The 21170-nt window shown below is 71.6% G+C and carries 21 protein-coding genes; 4 read left to right on the top strand and 17 right to left on the bottom strand.

Translation table 11 applies throughout. The annotated features are described in order from the left end of the window. Window positions 1–150 precede the first annotated feature (150 nt). On the top strand, window positions 151–684 hold the full coding sequence (locus QE410_RS05405; protein ID WP_307328923.1) for a methylated-DNA--[protein]-cysteine S-methyltransferase: 534 nt from the start codon (window positions 151–153) through the stop codon (window positions 682–684). Window positions 685–855: 171 nt separating this feature from the next. Here the strand turns inward: QE410_RS05405 and QE410_RS05400 are convergent, their stop codons facing one another. Next, a complete protein-coding gene (locus tag QE410_RS05400; protein ID WP_307328920.1) occupies window positions 856–2472 on the bottom strand; it encodes a cation acetate symporter in 1617 nt (538 codons plus the stop codon). Continuing rightward, window positions 2469–2822, bottom strand: coding sequence for a DUF485 domain-containing protein (locus tag QE410_RS05395; RefSeq protein WP_307328917.1), 354 nt, complete (start codon window positions 2820–2822; stop codon window positions 2469–2471). The genes QE410_RS05400 and QE410_RS05395 overlap by 4 nt, the downstream gene beginning before the upstream one ends. Window positions 2823–2956: 134 nt before the next feature. Between QE410_RS05395 and QE410_RS05390 the strand changes: the two genes are divergently transcribed. Then, window positions 2957–3808 (top strand): LuxR C-terminal-related transcriptional regulator, encoded by an 852-nt coding sequence (locus QE410_RS05390; protein WP_307328913.1) that lies wholly within the window; start codon window positions 2957–2959, stop codon window positions 3806–3808. A 113-nt stretch (window positions 3809–3921) separates the two neighbouring features. After that, entirely contained in the window at window positions 3922–4206 is a 285-nt protein-coding gene (locus QE410_RS05385) for a Fe-S cluster assembly protein HesB (protein WP_307328911.1), read from the top strand. Window positions 4207–4562: 356 nt separating this feature from the next. On the opposite strand, the gene QE410_RS05380 is transcribed toward QE410_RS05385, so the two are convergent. The 15 genes from QE410_RS05380 to QE410_RS05310 form a co-directional block, all read right to left on the bottom strand. Continuing rightward, window positions 4563–5315 (bottom strand): hypothetical protein, encoded by a 753-nt coding sequence (locus QE410_RS05380; protein ID WP_307328909.1) that lies wholly within the window; start codon window positions 5313–5315, stop codon window positions 4563–4565. 215 nt (window positions 5316–5530) lie between these two features. Then, window positions 5531–6301 carry an enoyl-CoA hydratase/isomerase family protein gene (locus QE410_RS05375; RefSeq protein ID WP_307328905.1) on the bottom strand — a complete coding sequence of 257 codons (771 nt, stop codon included), beginning with the start codon at window positions 6299–6301 and terminating at the stop codon, window positions 5531–5533. A gap of 8 nt (window positions 6302–6309) precedes the next feature. Then, window positions 6310–7512, bottom strand: a complete 1203-nt coding sequence (gene paaE / locus QE410_RS05370; RefSeq protein WP_373459364.1) for a 1,2-phenylacetyl-CoA epoxidase subunit PaaE — start codon at window positions 7510–7512, stop codon at window positions 6310–6312. A gap of 62 nt (window positions 7513–7574) precedes the next feature. Next, a complete protein-coding gene (paaD, locus tag QE410_RS05365; protein ID WP_307328899.1) occupies window positions 7575–8054 on the bottom strand; it encodes a 1,2-phenylacetyl-CoA epoxidase subunit PaaD in 480 nt (159 codons plus the stop codon). Further along, on the bottom strand, window positions 8048–9004 hold the full coding sequence (gene paaC, locus QE410_RS05360; RefSeq protein ID WP_307328896.1) for a 1,2-phenylacetyl-CoA epoxidase subunit PaaC: 957 nt from the start codon (window positions 9002–9004) through the stop codon (window positions 8048–8050). Before paaC ends, paaD begins: the two co-directional genes overlap by 7 nt. Before the next feature lie 29 nt (window positions 9005–9033). After that, window positions 9034–9339, bottom strand: coding sequence for a 1,2-phenylacetyl-CoA epoxidase subunit PaaB (gene paaB, locus QE410_RS05355; RefSeq protein ID WP_251538213.1), 306 nt, complete (start codon window positions 9337–9339; stop codon window positions 9034–9036). Beyond that, complete coding sequence (gene paaA, locus QE410_RS05350) at window positions 9339–10298, bottom strand: 1,2-phenylacetyl-CoA epoxidase subunit PaaA (protein WP_307328889.1); 960 nt, start codon at window positions 10296–10298, stop codon at window positions 9339–9341. Before paaA ends, paaB begins: the two co-directional genes overlap by 1 nt. Before the next feature lie 255 nt (window positions 10299–10553). Further along, window positions 10554–11864 (bottom strand): AMP-binding protein, encoded by a 1311-nt coding sequence (locus QE410_RS05345; RefSeq protein ID WP_373459322.1) that lies wholly within the window; start codon window positions 11862–11864, stop codon window positions 10554–10556. Further along, window positions 11861–12481, bottom strand: coding sequence for a hydroxyphenylacetyl-CoA thioesterase PaaI (gene paaI / locus QE410_RS05340; RefSeq protein WP_307328885.1), 621 nt, complete (start codon window positions 12479–12481; stop codon window positions 11861–11863). The genes QE410_RS05345 and paaI overlap by 4 nt, the downstream gene beginning before the upstream one ends. Further along, window positions 12478–14559, bottom strand: a complete 2082-nt coding sequence (gene paaZ / locus QE410_RS05335) for a phenylacetic acid degradation bifunctional protein PaaZ (protein WP_307328882.1) — start codon at window positions 14557–14559, stop codon at window positions 12478–12480. Before paaZ ends, paaI begins: the two co-directional genes overlap by 4 nt. After that, a complete protein-coding gene (locus QE410_RS05330) occupies window positions 14556–15404 on the bottom strand; it encodes a 3-hydroxyacyl-CoA dehydrogenase family protein (RefSeq protein ID WP_307334357.1) in 849 nt (282 codons plus the stop codon). Before QE410_RS05330 ends, paaZ begins: the two co-directional genes overlap by 4 nt. Window positions 15405–15490: 86 nt before the next feature. Then, complete coding sequence (locus tag QE410_RS05325) at window positions 15491–16258, bottom strand: enoyl-CoA hydratase/isomerase family protein (protein ID WP_307328879.1); 768 nt, start codon at window positions 16256–16258, stop codon at window positions 15491–15493. A gap of 91 nt (window positions 16259–16349) precedes the next feature. Next, entirely contained in the window at window positions 16350–17540 is a 1191-nt protein-coding gene (locus tag QE410_RS05320; protein WP_307328876.1) for an acetyl-CoA C-acyltransferase, read from the bottom strand. A gap of 239 nt (window positions 17541–17779) precedes the next feature. Further along, window positions 17780–18898 carry a M20 family metallopeptidase gene (locus tag QE410_RS05315; protein ID WP_307328873.1) on the bottom strand — a complete coding sequence of 373 codons (1119 nt, stop codon included), beginning with the start codon at window positions 18896–18898 and terminating at the stop codon, window positions 17780–17782. After that, window positions 18895–19917: a LacI family DNA-binding transcriptional regulator gene (locus tag QE410_RS05310; RefSeq protein WP_307328870.1), complete on the bottom strand. Its 1023-nt coding sequence runs from the start codon at window positions 19915–19917 to the stop codon at window positions 18895–18897. Before QE410_RS05310 ends, QE410_RS05315 begins: the two co-directional genes overlap by 4 nt. 194 nt (window positions 19918–20111) lie before the next feature. On the opposite strand from QE410_RS05310, the gene QE410_RS05305 reads away from it, so the two are divergent. Then, the gene (locus tag QE410_RS05305; RefSeq protein WP_307328867.1) at window positions 20112–21155 is read left to right on the top strand and encodes a phosphotriesterase; all 1044 of its coding nucleotides are present in this window, start codon (window positions 20112–20114) and stop codon (window positions 21153–21155) included. Window positions 21156–21170: the final 15 nt, after the last annotated feature.

Raw genomic sequence — 21170 nt, 5'->3', positions numbered from 1 at the left:
GAGGATCGCTTGCAGCGGGCGCGAGTTTCGCGGTAATCGGCGACACGCCGCACCACCGGCGCTTCCTCCCCCGCAGGGAGGTCGGCGGCATCCTCCTCCGATCGCCGCACGACGCGAGCGCGGGAGCTCGCGCCTCATGAGGATGGGCCCATGAACACAGTCACCAGCACCGAATACGACAGCCCCGTCGGGCCGATCCTGCTCACCTTCGTCGATGACGCCCTCGTGCGGCTTCAGGTGGCCCACGGAGGGATCGACCTGGCCCTGGCCGAGATCGCGCAGCGATTGGGGGTCGTGCCCGAACCCGCCTCGACCACCGGTGCCGCGCTCGCGCGGCAGCTCGACGAGTACTTCGACGGAAAGCGGCGGGCGTTCGACCTCGCTCTGGACTGGCGCCTCGTGCGCGGTTTCAGCCGCGCGGCGCTGGAGGCGTCGCTCGAGATCCCCTACGGCGAGGTCGCCTCGTACGGCGAGGTGGCGGTGATGGCCGGAGCCCCCAGAGCTGCACGCGCGGTCGGAACGGCGTGCGCGTCGAGTCCGTTCTCGATCGTCGTGCCGGTGCACCGGGTCGTGCGGGCAGACGGCGGCCTCGGGGAGTACGGCGGGCATCCCGAGGTGAAGGAGTTCCTGCTGTCCCTCGAGAACGAGACGGTGCTGGCCGAGGGGCTTCGCGTCGGGGCGTGACGGCGCGGGCGACGCGCGGGCTCGTGGCGCGGTGACCCCGAGGCAGGCGCGGTGGGGAACCGGGATCTTCGGCCCGTGACGTCCGGGGCGAAGACGGCGGCATGAGCGCGGGCGTGCCCTGGGCGCGACGATGCCCGGCCCCCGCGAGCGGAGACCGGGCATCGGGTGGTGTCAGTGGTTCGACGCCTTCTCCGCGCCGAAGCCGGTGAGCGAGCGCACATCCATCTCAGCGGCCTTGCGGCGGTCCTCGGCGGTGCGGGAGGTGACCGAACCGAGCCAGCCGAGGAAGAACCCGAGGGGGATCGACACGATCCCGGGGTTGTTCAGCGGCCAGATCGCCACTCCGGTGTTCACGAACACGCTGGTGGGCGTGCCCCAGAACACCGGCGACAGCAGGATCAGCACCAGGGCGGAACCGAGACCGCCGTACATGCTCCACACGGCGCCCCGCGTGGTGAACCGGCGCCAGAAGAGCGAGAACAGGATGGTCGGCAGGTTCGCCGATGCCGCCACCGCGAAGGCGAGGGCCACCAAGAACGCCACGTTCTGCCCCTGCACACCGATACCGCCGAGGATCGCGAGCACACCGATGACGATGACGGTTCGCCGCGCCACCTTGACCTCGCCGTCGGGCGGGACGTCGCCCTTCTTCACCACGTTGGCGTAGATGTCGTGCGCGAACGACGCCGCCGCGGTGATCGTCAGCCCCGCCACCACCGCGAGGATCGTGGCGAAGGCCACCGCCGAGATGAACCCGAGCAGAAGGGGCCCGCCGAGGGCGAGCGCCAGCAGCGGGGCGGCCGCGTTCACGCCACCGGGAGCGGCGAGGATCGCCTCGGATCCCACGAGCGCGCCCGCACCGTAGCCCAGCACGAGAGTGAGGATGTAGAACAGACCGATCAGCCAGATGGCCCACACCACCGATCGACGCGCTTCCTTGGCGGTCGGCACGGTGTAGAAGCGCATCAGCACGTGCGGCAGGCCCGCGGTGCCCAGCACGAGGGCCAGGGCCAGCGAGATGAAGTCCCACGGATTCTTGCCGTACTGCAGGCCCGGAGCCAGAACGGCATCCCCCTTCGGAGAGGCGGCGACCGCGCTCTCGAGCAGGGTGTTGAGGTTGAAGCCGTTGATCGCCAGCACCCACACCGTCATGACCAGCGCACCGCCGATGAGCAGGAACGCCTTGACGATCTGCACCCAGGTCGTGCCCTTCATGCCGCCGATGAGCACGTAGACGATCATCAGGATGCCGACGACCGCGACCACGATGGACTGACCCACGCGCTCGGTGATGCCCAGCAGCAGCGACACCAGTCCGCCGGCGCCGGCCATCTGCGCGAGCAGGTAGAAGAAGCACACGGCGAGGGTGGTGATGGCCGCGGCCATGCGCACGGGGCGCTCCTTCAGGCGGAACGACAGCACGTCGGCCATCGTGAACTTGCCGGTGTTGCGCATGAGCTCGGCCACCAGCAGCAAGGCCACCAGCCACGCCACGAGGAAGCCGATGGAGTAGAGGAAGCCGTCGTACCCGTTGATCGCGATCGCCCCGACGATGCCGAGGAACGACGCCGCCGACAGGTAATCGCCGGCGATGGCGAAGCCGTTCTGGGGGCCGGTGAACGACCTGCCCGCGGCGTAGTAGTCGGCCGCGGTCTTGCTGTTGCGGCTGGCGCGGATGACGATGAACAACGTCACCGCCACGAACGCGCCGAAGATCGAGATGTTCAGCACCGGGTTGTTCTCGACCGTCTGCACGGCCGCGTCGAGCTGGGTCAAGACGTCGTTCATGAACGGCCCTCCTCAGCCTTTTCGAGCTCGGCGCGCAGCTGCTCAGCACCCGGGTCGAGCCGCCGGTTGGCGTACGCGACGTAGCCCATCGTGATGGCGAACGTGGTGACGAACTGCCCGAGTCCGAACAGCAGCCCGACCGTGATCGCCCCCGACACCGGCTGGGCCATAAACCCGGGCGCGAACGACGACAGCAGAACGTAGACGAAGTACCAGACGAGGAACGCCACGGCCAGCGGGAAGACGAAACTGCGCTGACGCCGCTTCAACTCCTGGAACGGGGCGGACTCCTCGACCGCGATGTAATCGATGCCGCCCGTATGGGCGTCGTCGATGCGACGATCCGTCATGTGGCCTCCTTGCCTCATGAATGCGACGCAGCACTGCGCCATTGGGGGGACCGGGCTGTGGAAACGCTCCCGGTGGTAGGGTCGACGCTACGAAACGCGGCGACGAAGCCGTCACCCCCGGAAGTAGGTAGTGCGTGGCAGCACCGTCCGCTCTTCGAGACGACGCGAGCCTGGTGTCGCACGCGGTCGCCGAACTCGCTCGGCGCACGCACTTCCCCGTCGCCTTCGGCGGGTTGGAGCACAACGGCGCCGTGCACGTCACGACGATCGTCGGCGCGCGCACCCGCAGCATCGACGGCCTGGTCGTGCACGCGTCCCGCGGGCTCGGCGGCCGCGCACTCGTCGAACGGCGTCCGCGGATGACGCTCGACTACCGCACCTCCCGCTCGATCACCCACGACTACGACCGCGCCATCCTCGGCGAGGGCATCGCGACGCTGTTCGCCGTGCCCGTGCTCGTCGGCGGCGCCGCGCGCGGCGTGCTGTACTGCGGGTCGTGGGCGCAGTCGCCGGTCGACGACATCCAGGCTCGTCCCGCCTTCGACGTCGCCGGCGAACTCGGTGTCGAGCTGCACGTGCGCGCCGAGGTCGAGAGACGGCTGGCCGACACCCCCGCGCCGGAGGGTGGTCTGGGCGCTGGAGCACGCGAAGAGATCCGGGAGAGCTACGCGCAGTTGCGCAGCATCGCCGCGGCGATCGGCGACGACGCCGTGCGACGACGTCTCGAAGAGGTCGAGGCCCGCCTCGCAGCCCTCACGGGCGACGCGCCGAGCACGTCGGCCGACGCCGACGTGCACCTGTCACGGCGCGAGGTCGACGTGCTCGCGTGCGCGGCCGTGGGCTCGACGAACGGCGAGATCGCGGCATCCCTCGGTCTTCGAGAGACCACCGTGAAGTCGTACCTCGCCTCGGCGATGTCGAAGCTCGACGCCTCCACGCGCCACGCCGCGGTCACCCGCGCGCGTCGCGCGGGACTGCTCCCCTGACGGCGGCCACGCACGTGGGAAAACCCTGGCAATGGATGCCAGAGGTTGAGGACGCCGCCGATTCTCGGCATCGTGGCTGACTCCTGTCGTCGATCAGAGAAGGAGAGTCACCCATGCTGACGCTCACCGAAGAGGCCACGACCGCTGTGAGGACCATCACCGCGCAGTTCCCGGATGCCGCCGCGGGCGGTGTGCGCATCGAGGGCGCGGGCTCGCCCGAGTCGCAGTTCCGGCTGTCGGTTGTCGACGCACCCGTCTCGGGCGACGCCGTCGTCGAGAACGCCGGAGCGCGTGTCTTCCTCGACACCGATGCCGCCGCGGTGCTCGACGACCGCGTGCTCGACGCGCAGATCGACCCGCAGGGCGCTGTGCAGTTCGCGGTGACCACCGCCGCCTGAGCACGTCGCCTGTGCGAACGATGCCCCGGTCGTGCGCCGGGGCATCGTCGTGTCTGCGCGGGGTCGCGCGTCGGCCGCGCCGCCGGCCAGACGGCATCCGGCCCGAGACCGTCGCGGGCCGCAGCCCAGATGCCGTCTCTTGGCCTTCCTGGGGCGACCGCGCGCGAGCCGCGCCCGCGTCAGCCGCGGAAGAGCACGACCTCGTTGGTCGGCTGGTCATAGATGAACTGCAGCGCGGTGTCGGCGGGGAAGTCCGTGTGCTCGAGTTCGGGCGATCCGGGGAGCAGGCGCACGGTCGCCGCGGCGGGGAAGGTGTTCGCCCTGTCCGTCCGAAACTCGCGTGCGGTGCCTGGCGGTCAGCCGCGGAAGACGACGATCTCGTCGTTCGCCGCGTCGTAGACGAACTGCAGAGCCGTGCCGGCGGGGAAGCTGGTCTGCGCCCGTTCGGGTGAGTCCTGGCGGAGGAAGATCGTGGAGCTGGGGGGAAAGACGCCGGCGCCGCAGATGCTCATCAGGAACGAATCGCCGTCGTACGAGAATCCGCCTGCCTCGACCGTCGACAGCAGCGCGGGCTGCCACACCGTCATGCAGCGGGAGGGGTTCTCGGAGCTGCGATAGGAGGGCAGGGTGATGACGCGGAAGCCGTCGAACTCCGCGTAGGCGGTGATCTCGCCGGTGATCCCCTGCGCGAGGGCGGTGGGAACCTGGAATGCCGGATCCGGTGACAGGCGAGCGATTTGCGTCGCCCCCGCCTGCAGGGGGTCGGCCTGCACACGCTGTACGAGGGTCAGGGCCGTGGCGAGGGTCGCGAGCACGAGGGCCGCGCCCACCAGCAGGATCACCGTCGACCGGCGCAGGCGCGGCAGGGTGAACGGGCGCGCGGCGGGCTCGGCGGGCGCGGCGGGCTCGGCATCCGGGGTCTGCTCGGCGTCCGCGACATCGGGCTCCGCGACCGCCTCGGCCGACGCAGCGACAGCCTTGGTGGTGCCCGCGCGCTCTTCCAGCTCGATGAGTCGGCGAAGGGCGGCGGGGTCGGCAGCGATGTCCGCGGAGGGCGAGTAGGCCCGGCGGCGCAGGTGCGCGAGTTCGGCGTCGTCGTCGAAAGACATGAGGCGATTCAATCAAGCGGAGCGGCTCGCGTCGCGCGGCACCCCGGCTGGTGGGCATGTCCCGGCTCTCGCGGGGTGCGCGCACTCGACGCCGCCGCAGGTGTTGGCGCGGGCAGCGGGAGGTCTGCGGCGCTCCGTGCGGAAACGCCCGCCGTGCGGAAACGCCCGCCGTGCGAGAGGGCGCTCCGTGCGGGAGCGCCCGCCGTGCGGATGGGTCAACGACCGGTGAACGCCGGGACACGCTTCGCCTGGAATGCCGCGAAGCCCTCGCGGTAGTCGTCGGTGCGCGCGAGGGCGGCCTGCGCGCGGTTCTCGAGCGCCATCGCCTCCCACAGCCCCAGCCGCTCGTCGCGGATCGCCGTGACGATGCGCTTGCTCGCGCGGAACGCCTCCGTGGGACCACTCGCGGTGCGACGGGCGGCGAGCTCGGTTGCGTCCTGCACCTCGGATGCCGGGACCACCCGCGAGAAGAGTCCGGCGCGCACGGCCTCCTCCCCCGTCAGCATCCGCCCGGTGTAGACGAGGTCGAGGGCGGCGTGAGTGCCGAGGCGCTCGACGAAGAGGGCGTGACCGCCGGAGTCGAGGGTTGCGCCGAGTGCGGCGAAGGGCGAGCCGATCTTCGCGTCGTCGGCGACGAAGACGACGTCGGTCGCGATGAGCAGCCCGAGCCCCACGCCCAGGCACGCCCCGTGGGCGGCCGCGAAGGTCGGAGCAGGAAAGGATGCCATGCGGCGCAGCAGCGGCGCGAGGGTGCCGTCGAGATACCCGGCGACGTCGTCGGTGGCCGGGTCGACGCCGGAGATGTCGCGGCCCGCGCAGAACGACGGTCCCTCGCCGCGCAGCAGCACGGCGCGCGCCCCGTCGGCCTCGGCGCGGTCGTACGCCTCCGCGAGCGCGCGCAGGGCGTCGAGGTCGAGCGCGTTGCGACGCGCGGGCGCGTTCAGCGTGATGACGGCGAGGTCACCGGCGTCGGCGTAGTCGATCACGGCATCCCCTATCCGTCGTAGTCGACGCGCACGGCGTCGGAGGTCGGGTGCGACTGGCAGGTGAGCACGTAGCCGCGCTCGATCTCGTCGGGCTCGAGGGCGTAGTTCTCGGTCATCGACACCGACCCCTCGACGACGCGGGCGCGACAGGTGCCGCACACCCCGCCGGCGCACGCGAACGGCACGTCGGGGCGCACGCGCAGGGCCGCGGCGAGGATCGTCTCGTTCGCGGCGACCGGGCTGTCGACGTGGGCGGACTGCCCGTCGAGGGTGAAGTCGATCGAGCGGACGGGCTCGTCGGCGCGCACGCGTACGGGCCGCGCGCCGCCCGTGTGCGCAGGGGCGTCGCCGTCGCCGGCGGTGAACAGCTCGAAGCGCACGCGCTCGCGCGGCACACCGGCCCCGGCGAGCGCCTCGCGGCAGACCTCGACGAGCGCGAAGGGTCCGCACAGGAACCACTCGTCGACGGATGCCGGGTCGATGAGCCGCGACAGGATCAGGCGCAGGCGCTCCTCGTCGAGCCGGCCCGAGAACACCGGCGCGGCGCGCTGCTCGCGCGAGAGCACGTGGTGCAGCGTGAGACGCGAGGGGTAGCGGTCCTTCAGATCGGCGAGCTCGTCGACGAACATCACGTCGGTCGAGGAGCGGTTCGCGTAGACGATGGTCATGCGGCTGTCGACGGAGCGTTCGAGCACGCCCGCGGCGAGCGCCATGATCGGCGTGATGCCGGAGCCGGCGGCGATCGCGACGACGTGCCCGGTGGCCGTCGACGCCGTCGACACGAATGTGCCCTGCGGGCTCATGACGTCGACCTCGTCGCCGGGACGCAGTCCCTCGTGCGCCCAGCTCGAGAAGCGGCCGTCGGGGTCGCGCTTGATGCCCACGCTGATCGCACCGCGGGCGGGCGGGCGGCACAGCGAGTACGAGCGGCGAAGCTCTTCGCCCTCGACCGTGGCGCGCAGGGCGACGTACTGACCGGGCGCGTAATCGAAAGCGTCGGCGAGTTCGTCGGGGACCGCGAAGGTCACCTCGATCGCGGTCGGGGTGAGAGGCCGCACGTCGGCGACGCGCAGGGTGTGGAAGCGGGCGCGCGCACGGGTCGAGCGCACGGAGCCCGGGGCCGAGACCGCGGGGGTGGCATCCGTCGGCCCGAGGCCGGTGGTTCGCGCGGCGGCGGCCGCAGCGTCGGGGACCGCGGGAGTGGCATCCATCACGGTGGGAGCGAGGGGTCGCGCGTGCGCCGGGCCCGAGGGGGTGGCATCCGTCATCGTCATCAGAGGGCCTTGAAGTGGTCGAAGGGTTCGAGGCAGGCGCGGCACTCCCACAACGACTTGCACGAGGTCGAGCCGAAACGCGAGACCTCGCGGGTGTCGAGCGAGCCGCAGCGGGGGCACGCGACGCTGAGCGTCAGGCGGATGGGCCCGGCGGGGGCGCGCCCGGTGGGTGGGGCGATGCCGTACTCGGTGAGCTTGCGTTTTCCGGCGTCGCTCATCCAGTCGGTGGTCCACGCGGGGGTCAGGGTCGTCTGCACCACGGCGTGGTCGAAACCGGCGGCGGTGAGGGCGAGCACGATGTCGTCGCGGATGGCGTCGACGGCCGGGCATCCCGAGTAGGTCGGGGTGATCGTGACGGTGACGGTGTCGCCGTCGAGGCGTACGTCGCGCAGCACTCCGAGATCGTCGATGGTGAGCACGGGCACCTCCGGATCGACGACGGATGCCGCGACCTCTCTCGCACGTTCGACGCTCACCACGACGCCCCCGGGTGGCGGCGTGCCAGCACCTGCATCTCGGCGAGGAGCGGCCCGAAGGCGGGGTGATGGATGCCATGGCGGCCCCCCGCGGAGGAGGCGGGGATCGCGGGGACCGGCACGCCTTCCTCGGCGAGCACCGCGGTGAGCACGTCGTCGACACGGGCGCGCAGGCTCGACGGCCGCACGGCGATGCCCTCGAGGCGGTCGTGCAGCGGCTCGTCGCGGAACACCTCGTCGAGGAACGCCCACGTGTCGTCGAGGGCCACGCGCATACGCCGGCGTGACTCGTCGGTGCCGCCGGCGAGGCGCAGCGTCCACTGCACGGCGTGATCGCGGTGGTAGTCGACCTCCTTCTCGGCCTTCGCGGCGACCGCAGAGAGCACCGGATCGGGGGATGCCGCCAGGTCGCGGTACAGCTCGAGCAGGTAGGTGGATGCCAGGAGCTGGCGCGCGATCGTGTGCGCGAAGTCGCCGTTCGGGAGCTCGAAGAGCCAGGCGCAGCGGAACTCGCGCTCGTCGCGCCAGTAGGCGAGGTCGTCTTCGCTGCGGCCGTCGTAGCTGCCGGCGTAGCGCAGCAGCGAGCGGGCGTGACCGAGCAGGTCGAGCGCGATGTTGCCGAGGGCGACGTCTTCTTCGAGCTCCGGGGCGCGGGCGATCCAGCCGCAGAGGTTCTGCGCGAGGATCAGCGCGTCGTCGCCGAGCCGCAACGCGTAGGCCGCGACGTCGGGGTCGGTGGCGCGGTCCTCTCCCCCGGCGAGCTCGGCGGCGAGATCGCGGGCGTCGAGCGAGACGTCGCCGTGCGGGTCGTGGCCGTGCGGGTCGTCGCCGTGCGGGTCGTCGCCGTGCGGGTCGTGGGCGTGCGGGTCGTCGTGCGTCTCGCTCGGCAGTGGTCCCTGAGCCTGTCGAAGGGACGGGACCGTCACGCCGGGGGCTTCGACAAGCTCAGCCACCCCCACGCCATCGGAATCGGTCGAGGTGCTCACAGGTGCGGCACCCCCTCGGAGGCGGTGTAGTACACCGCGTGCCGGTAGTTCTTGCCCGCCGGCGACTCGAAGAAGGCGCCCTTCTGTCCCGGGTCGCTCGTGGTCACGGCATCCGAGGGAACGACCCAGACCGACACGCCCTCACCGCGACGCGTGTAGAGATCGCGGGCGTTGCGCACAGCGAGTTCGGCGTCGGGGGCGTGAAGCGATCCGACGTGCACGTGGCTCAGGCCGCGCCCGGCGCGCACGAACACCTCCCACAGGGGCCAGGTCTCGGCGGGGCTTCCGCCGGGGGTGGCCATCAGGCCGCCGCCTTCACGCTCTTCTTCGCGGCGTACGCCGCGGCGGCCTCGCGCACCCATGCGCCCTCTTCGTGGGCGTCGCGGCGGTGCTGGCGGCGCATCGTGTTCAGCGGCCCGCGGCCGGCGAGCACCTCGTGGAACTCGCTCCAGTCGATCTCGCCCATGTCGTACCGCCCCGTCTCGTCGTTGTAGCGCAGCTCGGGGTCTGGCAGCGTCACGCCGAGCACGGCCGCCTGCGGCACGAGCATCGACACGAAACGCTGACGCAGCTCGTCGTTGCTGAAGCGCTTGATGTTCCACGCCATCGACTGCGCCGAGTTCGGCGAGTCGTCGTCGGGGGGTCCGAACATCATCAGGCTCGGCCAGTACCAGCGGTTCACGGCATCCTGAGCCATGTCGCGCTGGGCGTCGGTGCCCCGCATGAGCGTCAGCAGGATCTCGAAACCCTGGCGCTGGTGAAACGACTCCTCCTTGCAGATGCGCACCATCGCGCGACCGTACGGGCCGTACGAGGCGCGGCACAGCGGCACCTGGTTGCAGATCGCGGCGCCGTCGACGAGCCAGCCGATCGCGCCCATGTCGGCCCAGGTCGGGGTCGGGTAGTTGAAGATCGAGGAGTACCGCGCCTCGCCGTCGACCAGCTGCCGGGTCATCTCGTCGCGCGTGATGCCGAGGGTCTGCGCCGCGGAATAGAGGTAGAGGCCGTGGCCGGCTTCGTCCTGCACCTTGGCGAGCAGGATCGCCTTGCGCTTCAAGCTCGGCGCTCGGGTGATCCACGCCCCCTCGGGCTGCATGCCGATGATCTCGGAGTGCGCGTGCTGCGAGATCTGGCGGATCAGCGTGCGGCGGTAGCCCTCCGGCATCCAATCGCGCGGTTCGATGCGCCCGTCGGCCTCGATGAGGGCGTCGAACATCGCCTCGCCGTCGAGGGCGTCCGTGGGGGGTGCGGTCATCGTCATCGTCGACTCCTTTTACAGACCGATCGTTCAGTAAAACTGTACGCGAGGGCGCGAACCGCCGCAACGACCCCGCCCACACGCCCCACCCCTGGATGACTTGCGCTCTGTGCACGGCGCAACAGCCTCCCGACGAACACACGGCGCAAGTCACCCCACCCACGGACGCGAGTCGCACGCCACAGGCAGGGGCCACAGGCAGGGGCCACGGGCCACGGGGCCACGCGGGCACGCGGCCACGGCCCGCGAGCCGTCGGGTCAGCGCAGGTCGTACACCCGCTTGTACTTGCCCTCGCTGCGGGGCAGCACCCCGGGCTCCTCGACGCGGACGTCGACCGTCGTGCCGATCAGCACCTTGATGCGCTGCTGCAGCACGACACCGGCGGCCTCGCACACCTCTCGCTCCAGGGCCGGATGCCGTTCGATGCGCACGGTCATGGCATCCATTCGCCCCTCGCGACGCAGCTCGAGCACGAAGTGCGGGGTCAGCTTCTCGATGCCGAGCACGATCTCCTCGATCTGCGTCGGGAAGAGGTTCACGCCGCGCAGGATGATCATGTCGTCGTTGCGGCCGGTGATCTTCTCGATGCGCCGCATCGCCGGGAACGCGGTGCCGGGCTGCAGGCGGGTGAGGTCGCGGGTGCGGTAGCGGATGACCGGGAACGCCTCCTTCGTGAGCGAGGTGAACACCAGTTCGCCGAGCGCGCCGTCGGCCACGGGCTGACCGGTGTCGCCGTCGATCGTCTCGGGGAGGAAGTGGTCCTCCCAGATGTGCGGGCCGTCTTTCGTCAACGCGCTCTCGGATGCCACACCCGGGCCCATCACCTCGCTCAGGCCGTAGATGTCGACGGCGACGAGGTCGAGGCGGCGTTCGATCTCGCGGCGCATCTCGTTGGTCCAGGGCTCCGCCCCGAGCACGGCGACCCGCAAGGAGGTCGACCGCGGGTCGACGCCCGCCGCCTCCAGTGCGTCGGCGATGGTGAGGAGGTAGCTCGGCGTGCAGAGGATGGCATCCGGTGCGAAGTCCTGGATGAGCTGCGCCTGGCGCGCGGTCTGCCCACCCGACATCGGGATGACCGTGGCGCCGAGCCGCTCGATACCGGCGTGCGCGCCGAGGCCGCCGGTGAACAGGCCGTAGCCGTAGGCGTTGTGCACGCGGTCGCCCGCGCGGATGCCGGCCGCGCTGAGCGAGCGCGCGACGAGGTCGGCCCAGCGGTCGAGGTCGCCGGCGGTGTATCCGACCACCGTGGGACGCCCGGTCGTGCCAGAGGAGGCATGGATGCGACGCACGTCCGACATCGGTACGGCGAACATGCCGAAGGGGTAGGTCTCGCGCAGGTCGGCCTTGGTCGTGAACGGCAGCAGGCGGATGTCGTCGAGGCTCCGGATGTCATCGGGGTGGACGCCCGCCTCGTCGAACTTGCGGCGGTACAGCGCGACGTTGTCGTACGCGTGGCGCGCGGTCCCCCGCAGGCGCTCGAGCTGCAGGGCGCGGAGCCTCTCGAGTGGGATGCCGGTGGGATCGACGGATGCCAGGAAGTCGGGGCGCGAGAAAACGGTCATGGTCATCGAGACACCTCCGTGGTGGCGAGCGCGCCGTCGCGCTCGGGGTTGTTCGCTGGTCGGGGGCCGGAGGCTTCGACAGGCTCAGCCACCGGAGCAGCCGAGGTCCCTGAGCCCGTCGAAGGGACCGGAGCCCGCCGGGCCGCAACAGGCTCAGCCACCGGAGCAGCCGAGGCCCCTGAGCCCGTCGAAGGGACCGGAGCCCGCCGGGCCTCAACGGGCTCAGCCACCGGCGGCTGCCGGTCGGTCGTGATGCTGCGACCGCGCACCTCGGCGACGAGGTCGCCCGTCTCATCGGTGACGCGGATGTCGTAGAGGCCGGTGCGTCCGCTTCGAGCCCGCCGTGCGGCCGTTGCGGTGAGCGTCTGCCCCGCGGTCGTCGACTTCAGGAACGTGATGTCGGCACCGCCGGCGACGGTGACCCGCTCGTCCTCGTTGCAGGCGATGGCGAACGCGGTGTCGGCGAGAGTGAAGACGAGCCCGCCGTGGGTGATGGCGAAGCCGTTGAGCATGTCGTCGCGCACGGTCATCGACACGCGCGACTCCCCCGGGGCGTCGTGCTCGACGACCATCCCGAGCATCGCCGACGCCCGGTCGCGCTGCATCATCGGCCGCAGGCTCATGCGGGCACTCCCGCGGGCTGCGCGGCGGGCTCCACCTCGAGCGCTCCCGCCGGAGCCCACGTCTTCGCCACGAGCGTCAGCACGTCGTACTGCGCGACGATCTCGGCATCCTGATTGCGGATCACGGCATCCCAGCGCACCTCGCCGTACTCGTCGGTCTCGCGCGGGGTGATCTGCTTCGCCGTGAGCGACACCCGGATGCGGTCGCCCGGCGACACGGGCGTCACGAAGCGCAGGTTCTCCAGGCCCGAGTTCGCGAGCACCGGCCCCGGCTCCGGGTCGACGAAGAGGCCCGCCGCCCACGACACGAGCAGGTACCCGTGCGCCACGCGCCCCGGGAAGAAGGGGTTCGCCGCGGCGGACTCCTCGTCCATGTGCGCGTAGAACGTGTCTCCGGTGAAGCGCGCGAACACCTCGATGTCGTCGAGGGTGACCTCGCGCTCGGCCGACTCCACGGCATCCCCGATCCGGAGATCGGACAGCGGTTTGCGGAACGGATGGATGCCGGTGGCGTCGACGTCGGCTCCCGGATGCCACACCCCGGTGAGCGCGGTCAACATACGCGGGGAGCCCTGGATCGCCGTGCGCTGCATGTAGTGGAGCACCGAACGGATGCCGCCGAGCTCCTCACCGCCGCCCGCGCGGCCCGGGCCGCCGTGCACGAGGTGCGGGACGGGCGCACCGTGGCCGGTCGAGGTGCGGGCATCGTCGCGGTCGAGGAAGAGCACGCGGCCGTTCATCGCGCCCATGCGCGTGAGCAGCTCGGTCGCGACGCCGGGGTCGTGGGTGGCGACGCTGGTGACGAGCGAACCCCCACCCCGGGCGACGATGGCCGCCGCCTCGGCGACGTCGGCGTATTCGACGATGCTCGCGACCGGCCCGAACGCCTCGATGTCGTTGACGGCCGGGGTCGTGGCATCCGCGAAGGACAGGAGCATCGGCTGCAGGAACGCCCCCTCGGCGGGCACCCCCGCGGGGGCCTCGGTGGATCCGACGACGAAACGGCCGCCGGCGTCGGCGAGCGCGCGGACCTGACGCAGCACCTCGTCGCGCTGCTCGACCGACACGACGGGCCCCATCGTCACGCCCTCGGCGCGCGGGTCGCCGATGACCACCCGCTCGGCGATCTTCGCGCGCAACGCCTCGGCCACGGCATCCGTCATTCCCGAGGGCACGATCGCGCGGCGGATCGCCGTGCACTTCTGGCCCGCCTTTGTGGTCAGCTCGACGAGGAGCTGCTTCACGTACGCGTCGAACTCGGGGGTTCCCGGCACGGCGTCAGGGCCGAGGATCGAGGCGTTGATCGAGTCGGTCTCGCTCGTGAAACGCACACCGGGCTTCGCCTGGGCGCGCAGGCGCTCGGCGGTCGAGGCGCTGCCGGTGAAGCCGACCGTGTCGCCGAGGTTGAGCAGGTCGAAGAGCCCCGGAACGCTGCCACTGACCAGCTGCAGTGAGCCCTCGGGCAGGAGTCCGGTCTCGACGACGATCCGCACCCACGCCTCGGCGATGTACGCCGTCGGGGTCGCGGGCTTGACGATCGTGGGGAGCCCGGCCAGGAACGCGGGCGCGAACTTCTCCAGCGCGCCCCACATCGGGAAGTTGAAGGCGTTGATCTGCACGGCGACCCCGGGCAGGCGCGTGTAGACGTGCCGGCCGAGGAACGAGCCGTCCTTCGACAGGGGCTCGACCGGGCCGTCGAGCACGACCGTCCCCGCGGGGAGCTCCCGTCGCGCCTTCGACGAGAAGGTGAAGAGCACGCCGATGCCGCCGTCGACGTCGCTGAGCGAGTCTCGGCGGGTCGACCCGGAGCGCTCCGACAGGGCGTAGAGCTCCTCGCGGCGCTCGTTCAGCGCGATCGCGAGGTTCTTCAGCACCATCGCGCGCTGGGGGAAGGTGAGCGCGCCGAGACTGCGCTGTCCGGTCTCGCGGGCGTAGGCGATGGCTCCCGCCAGATCGAGCCCCTTCGTGCTCACCCGCACGATCTCGTCACCCGTGGAGGCGTCGCGCACGACCGCGGCATCGGGATCGGCATCGGGCGTCCACCAGGACCCGTTCACGTAGCTGGGGAGAAACGTCATCGTGCGCTCCATTCGTAGAATCCGCGGCCGGTCTTGCGGCCCAGGTGGCCCTGGGCGACGAGCTCTCGCAGCAGTGCGGGCGGGGTGAAGCGCGCGCCGAACGCGCGCTCGAGTTCTTCGGCGATGCCCAGACGCACGTCGAGCCCGACGATGTCGGTCGTGCGCAGGGGTCCCATGGGATGCCGGTAGCCCAACTCCATCGCCGTGTCGATGTCGTGCGCGGAGGCGACGCCCTCCTCGAGCATGCGGATCGCCTCGAGGCCGAGGGCGACGCCGAGCCGGCTCGACGCGAAGCCCGGCGCATCGCGCACGACGACGGCGGTCTTGCCGATGGCCTCGACCCAGGTCGTCGCCGCGCTGACCACCTCCGGTGCGGTGGCGGCTCCCGTGACGACCTCGACCAGCGCCGACGCGGGCACGGGATTGAAGAAGTGCAGGCCGAGGAAGCGCTCAGGCCGGGCGAGCGACGCGGCGAGCGCGTCGATCGAGATGGAGGAGGTGTTGGATGCCACGACCGCGCCGTCGCGCACGGCTGCCTCGATGCGCGCGTGGGCGTCGAGCTTCAGGGCGCGGTCCTCGGGGACGGCCTCGACGACGAGACCCGCGTCGGCGAACGCGGCCGGGTCGGTGCCGAGGGTGAGGGTGTCGGCATCCGGGGTCTTCGCGCCCCTCTGCGCCGAGCGGGTCAGGGCCGTCTCGACGCGCTCGCGCGCGGCATCGGCTGCCGCGGCGTCGCGCTCGACGACGTGGACGCGGGCGCCGGCGAGCAGGAACGCGTGCGCGATCCCGGCGCCCATGCGCCCGCCGCCGAGCACGCCGACGGTTTCGGGGAGGGATGCCGTGATGCCGGCCGACGCGGTGTCGGGCGTGAGCGCGGTGTCGGTTCCGGGCGCGGCCCCCGCGCGGGCGGGAGACGTGGTGTCGAGCTGGGTCACTTCTTCTTCCTCTCCAGGAACGCGGTCATGCGCGCACGCTTGTCGGCGCTGTCGAAGAGTTCGGCCTGCAGCTCGCCGTCGATCGCGGGGTGATGCGACCGAGGGGCGAGGAGAGCACGCTTGGTGAGGATCGTCGCGCGCACGGAGTTGGCGGCGATGCGGTCGGCGATCGCGTGGGCGGCAGCAAGCAGGTCGTCGGGCTCGTGCACGCTCGAGAGCAACCCCCAGGCGAGCGCCTCGTCGGCGTCGATCACCCGGGTGGTCAGCAGCAGCTCGCTCGCGCGGGCGTGGCCGACGATCTCGGGCAGGCGCCACGCGGCACCCGCGGCTGCGATGATGCCGAGGCCGGGCTCGGGGTTGCCGAAGCGCACGCGCGGGCTGCCAATGCGGATGTCGGCGGCGTACGCGAGCTCGGCTCCCCCGCCCAGCGCGTAGCCGTCGACCGCGGCGATCACAGGCATGGGCAGGTGACGGATGCGGTCGAAGACGGTCGCGTTGATGCCGCGGCGGGCGTCGTCGCCGGTGCGCTCGCGCAGCTGGGCGATGTCGGCACCCGCGGCGAAGATCCCGCCCGCCCCGGTGACGACGAGGGTGCGCGGATGCTCCTCGAGGTCGGCGCACAGCGCGTGCAGCTCGTCGACCATGGCCTGGTCGATCGCGTTGCGGCGCTCGGGGCGGTCGAGGGTCGCGATCACGCGGTCGTCACGGGCGTCGATGCGGAGGCGGGGCGCGTCGGACTGCGCGGCGGGCGCGGACTCGCGCACAACCTCAGCGATTCGCGTATCCTCAGCCGCCCGCGCGGCTTTCGGAACGGAGATTGTGCCCATCGCTGACTTTGCGTCGGGCCCCGCGGTCTCACCCATCGACCCGCTCCACGATCATCGCCGCCCCCTGCCCCACCCCGACGCACATCGTCGCGAGGCCGTATCGCGCACCCTCGCGTTCGAGCCGGCCGAGCAGTGTCACCAGCAGCCGCGATCCGCTCGACCCGAGCGGGTGGCCCAGCGCGATCGCCCCGCCGTCGGCGTTGACGGTCTCGGAGTCGAGGCCGAGCCGGCGTATGCACGCGAGCGATTGAGAGGCGAACGCCTCGTTGAGTTCGACGGCGCCGAGATCGGATGCCGAAAGCCCGGCCTTCGCGAGCGCTCTCTCGGTCGCGGGCACGGGTCCGAGTCCCATGATCTCGGGCGCGACACCCGCCGACGCGTGCGCGACGATCCGGGCCCGCGGTCGCAGGCCGTATCGCTCGACCGCCTCGGCGCTGGCCACGACGATCGCCGACGCTCCGTCGTTGAGCGAACTCGCGTTGCCCGCGGTCACCACCTCGCCGCCCTTCACGACGGGTCGAAGGCCCGCGAGCACCTCGAGGGAGGTGTCCCGGCGGGGCCCCTCATCGGTGTCGACGGTTCCTCGGGCGGTCTCGACGGCGACGATCTCGTCGGCGAAGCGCCCGGCATCCTGTGCCCCGACCGCCCGCTCGTGGCTGCGCAGGGCGAACGCGTCGGCGTCGGCTCGCGAGATGCCGTCGACGCGGGCCACCTCTTCAGCGGTCTCGGGCATCGTGAAGGTCGCCTTGTCGCGCGCAGCGAGCCGCGGGTTGGTGAAGCGCCAGCCGATCGAGGTGTCGAACGTTGCTCCCGGCTTCGCCCACGCCTTCTCGGGCTTCGCCTGCACCCAGGGCGCGCGGGTCATCGACTCAACACCGCCGGCGACGACGACGTCGGCGTCTCCGGCCCGCACGGCCTGCGCGGCCAGCGCGATCGCGCTCATGCCCGAGGCGCAGAGGCGGTTGACGGTCAGCCCGGGAACGGCATCCGGGAGCCCCGCGAGCAGAACCGCCATGCGCGCGACGTTGCGGTTGTCTTCGCCGGCCTGGTTGGCGGCCCCGAGGATGACCTCGTCGATCGCCTCGACGGGAACGCCCACGCGCCTCACGGCTTCGCCGACCACCAGGGCCGCCAGATCGTCGGGACGAACGGATGCCAGCGCCCCGCCGTACCGCCCGACCGGGGTGCGCGCACCGCCGATGAGAAACGCCTGCGACATCGCCATCCTCTCCCCCGCCGACTCTGGCGGGGTCGCCTCCACCTCACCCGCGAGGTTTTCCGACCGATCGTTCAGTAATCATGCCAGAGGATGCCGCGGGAGGCAACGAGGCCGCGCGGCGGCCCGGCCCCCGGCCGGCGCCCGGCGTGCGCTCCCGCCGAAACCACACGCTCCCGCCGAGCGCACACGCTCCGAGGGCGCCCGAAGGCGTGCCGCGGCCCCTCGTAGCGGCGCGGACGTCAGCCCCGGGGACGTCCGCCCCGGGGATGCCACGCGTCGACCACGACGCGGTACAGCTCCGCGGCCCGTTCGACGGCAGCCGCCTCGACCCGTTCGTTGCGAGCGTGCACGGTCGACGGATCGCCCGGTCCCCACACGACGATCGGGGTGGACGGCGCGAGAAGGCCGACGAGCACGGAGGCGTCGGTGAAGTACGACACCGGACCGGGCGCAGGCGGCGCCGGGAGCGACGCGATCCAGTCGTGGGTCGCGTCCGACCAGACCGGATCGAGCCTCAGCTCGGTGCGCACGTCGTCGGCCCGCGCGCGCCACCAGTCCGCGATCGCGGAGACGTCGGCATCCACCACGCGATGGTCAATGCGGGCGAGCGCCGCGGCCGGGACGATGTTCGGAGCGATCCCGCCCACGAACGTGCCGACGTTGACCGATTCACGGCCCAGGGCGGCGTGCTCGCGCAGGGGGAGCGTGTTCAGGCCGCCGATCGCGTCGGCCAGCCGCAGGACCGCGTTGACGCCGCGCTCGGGTGTGCTGCCGTGCGCGGCCACACCCTCCATCTCGACGCTCACCCAGAAGGCTCCGCGGTGCCCGAGCGCGACGGCATTGTCGGTCGACTCCGGCACGATCACGGCAGCCACCCGGCGCAGCACCTCGTCGCCGAGGAGCGCGCCGAGGGCGGGAGCCCCGAGGCATCCCGCCTCTTCTCCGGTCGTGACCGCAAGAGCGATGTCGCGGCCGCCGCGCAGGCCGTCGCGCACGGCGAGGATCGCCGCGGCGAGTCCGGACTTCATGTCCGACGCCCCGCGGCCGTGGAGAACGCCGTCACGCAGAACGGCCCCGAAGGGGGGATGCTCCCACGCCTCCGCGTCGTCGACGGGCACCGTGTCGATGTGGCATGAGAACAACAGCACCGGACCGGCGGTACGGTCGGGCACGACGGCCAGCGCGCCGCCATCGGAATCGAGGCGGACGTCGGCGAGGTCGCCGACGAGGCTGCCGACCAGCTCCGCGAGCTCGGCGAGAGCCACGCGTTCTCCCGGGGTGCCGGTCGTGGCGTCGCGGCGCAGCAGGTGCCGAGTGAGCTCGATGACGGATGCCGTGGACGCGATCGGCGCGGTCACGCCTGTCCCCTCGTGCTCTCGCGCTCGACGAGACTCGGGCGCAGCGCGAGACGGATGGTCGGAGCGTCGCGGGCTGCCCCGACGGCGCGTTGCGCCAGAAGACGCAGCGCCTCTTCGGCCATCTGCGCCGTCGGCTGCGCGAGGGTGGTGAGCCGCGGCGAGACGTAGCGACTGAAGACGATGTCGTCTATACCCGTCACCTGCACCTCGTCGGGCACCGCCACACCGCGCTCATGGCACGCGCGCAGCACGCCGATGGCGAGCAGATCGTCGGCGCACACGATTGCGTCGGGTCGTCGGTCGGTCTCCCGGTCGAGGAGGGCGCCCGCCGCCCGTTCGCCGCTGTCGACGGAGAAGTCGTCGAGGACGATGCCGTCCGGAACGACAGAGAGCCCCAGCCGGCGGACGCCGTCCTCGAAGCCGCGCAGACGGTCGACCGTCGATGAGTTGGTCATGCGCGACGTGACGAAGGCCACGCGGCGCGCTCCCCGCGCGTGCAGGTGTTCGAGCACGATCCCCAGCGCCCGGTCGTCGTCGAGCCCCACCCAGTCCGTCTCGGCGACGTCGACGCGCCGGTCCAGCTGCACCAGCGGCACGAGCGCGGCGGTGCGGCTGACGGCGTCGATGCTGGCGGTCGCGTCGCACGGGCTGACGACGATGCCGTCGACGTGCCGCTCGACCAGGAGGCGGAGGTGCTGCGCCTCGAGCTCGGGATCCTGCCGCGAGTCGCAGAGCACGAGCTGCTTGCCCGTGTCGTGGAGCGCGCCCTCGATGCTGTCGACGAGCGCGGTGAAGAAGGGGTTCAGGATGCTCGGGACGACCACGCCCACGGCATCCGTGCGCTGTTGCCGCAGCGCACGCGCGATGCCGTTGCCGCGATAGCCGAGGCGATCGGCGGTCGTTCGCACCTGGCGGGCGATGTCGGCGCGGACCGGCCGGGAGCCGGACAGGACGCGCGAAACGGTGGCGGTCGAGACGCCGGCCGCTTGGGCCACGTCGGCGAGGGTCACGCTGCTCACACGTGCATCACATCACATTCGCGACGGTTCTTGTCGAAAGTTGGGCAATCCTTTTCCCGCGTTGCCGTCAATTTACAGCGCCTTAATACAGCGCGCACGTCGGCGAAACGACCAGACCTCACTCTGGTGAGCATCACCGGCGGGTAATCGTTATCCCAGGATCCGCCCCCGACCGACGCAATGAAGGGAGCACCGTGGTCACGGTCCGCACTGTCACCGGCGAGGTGTCGAGCGACGCCCTCGGGTTCGTCCTCCCCCACGAACACCTCCTCAACAGCATCGAGGCAGGCGGCCTCACCCCCGACCCCGACTTCCCCGAGCTCTTCGATCAGCCGGTCGGCCCTGAACTGGCGTGGATCCTGCGCGACCGCCCCTACGCCAACCGCGACAACTGCGTGCTCGACGAGCCCGACGACGCCGCGGCCGAGCTGGCCCACTTCCGCGCGCTCGGCGGGACGACCGTGATCGAGGTCACCTCCGAGGGGCAGGGTCGTGACCGTCCCGGGCTCGCGTCGCTGTCGCACCGCACGGGCGTGCAGATCATCGCCGGCGGTGGGTGGTACCTCGAGCGCTTCCACCCCGACGCGACGCGCGGCGACGACGTCGACGCCCTCACCAGGATACTTCTGGCCGACTATGCACGGACGGACGACAGCGCGGGTCCCCGTTCCGGTGTCATCGGCGAGATCGGTGTGTCACCCGCGTTCACCGCGCGCGAGGAGAAGTCGCTCCGCGCCGCCTGCCGGCTGCAGCTCGCCACCGGTCTGCCGATGTGGATCCACCTCCCCGGCTTCGTCCGCCACGGCGGCCGCGTCCTCGACGTCGTCCTCGAAGAGGAGCGCGTCGACCCCGCCGCGGTCGTCCTCTGCCACATGGACCCCTCGGGCGCCGACCCCGACTATCAGCGCTCGCTCGCGGAACGCGGGGTGTGGCTCGAGTTCGACATGATCGGGATGCCGTACCGCTTCACGCTGGCGGGAGAGGGCCAGTCCCCCGCGCCGCACGAGAGCGCGATCGCCATCCAGCGGCTCTGCCGGGCGGGCTTCGGCGGCCGGATCCTCATCAGCCACGACCTCTTCCTCAAGAGCATGCTGCGCAAGAACGGCGGCAACGGGCTCGCCTACATCCCCGCGGTCTTCCTCGACCGTCTTCTCGACCTCGGCGTCGACGAGACGGTCGTCCGCTCCCTCAACACCACGAACGTGCGCGATCTGTTCGAGCTCGCGGCGCGCGTGTGAATCGAAAGGAAACAC

This window comes from Microbacterium sp. SORGH_AS_1204, from assembly GCF_030818935.1.
Lineage (GTDB): Bacteria > Actinomycetota > Actinomycetes > Actinomycetales > Microbacteriaceae > Microbacterium.
Note: the sequence above shows the minus strand (reverse complement) of the source record. Positions and strands in the feature narration are given on the sequence as shown.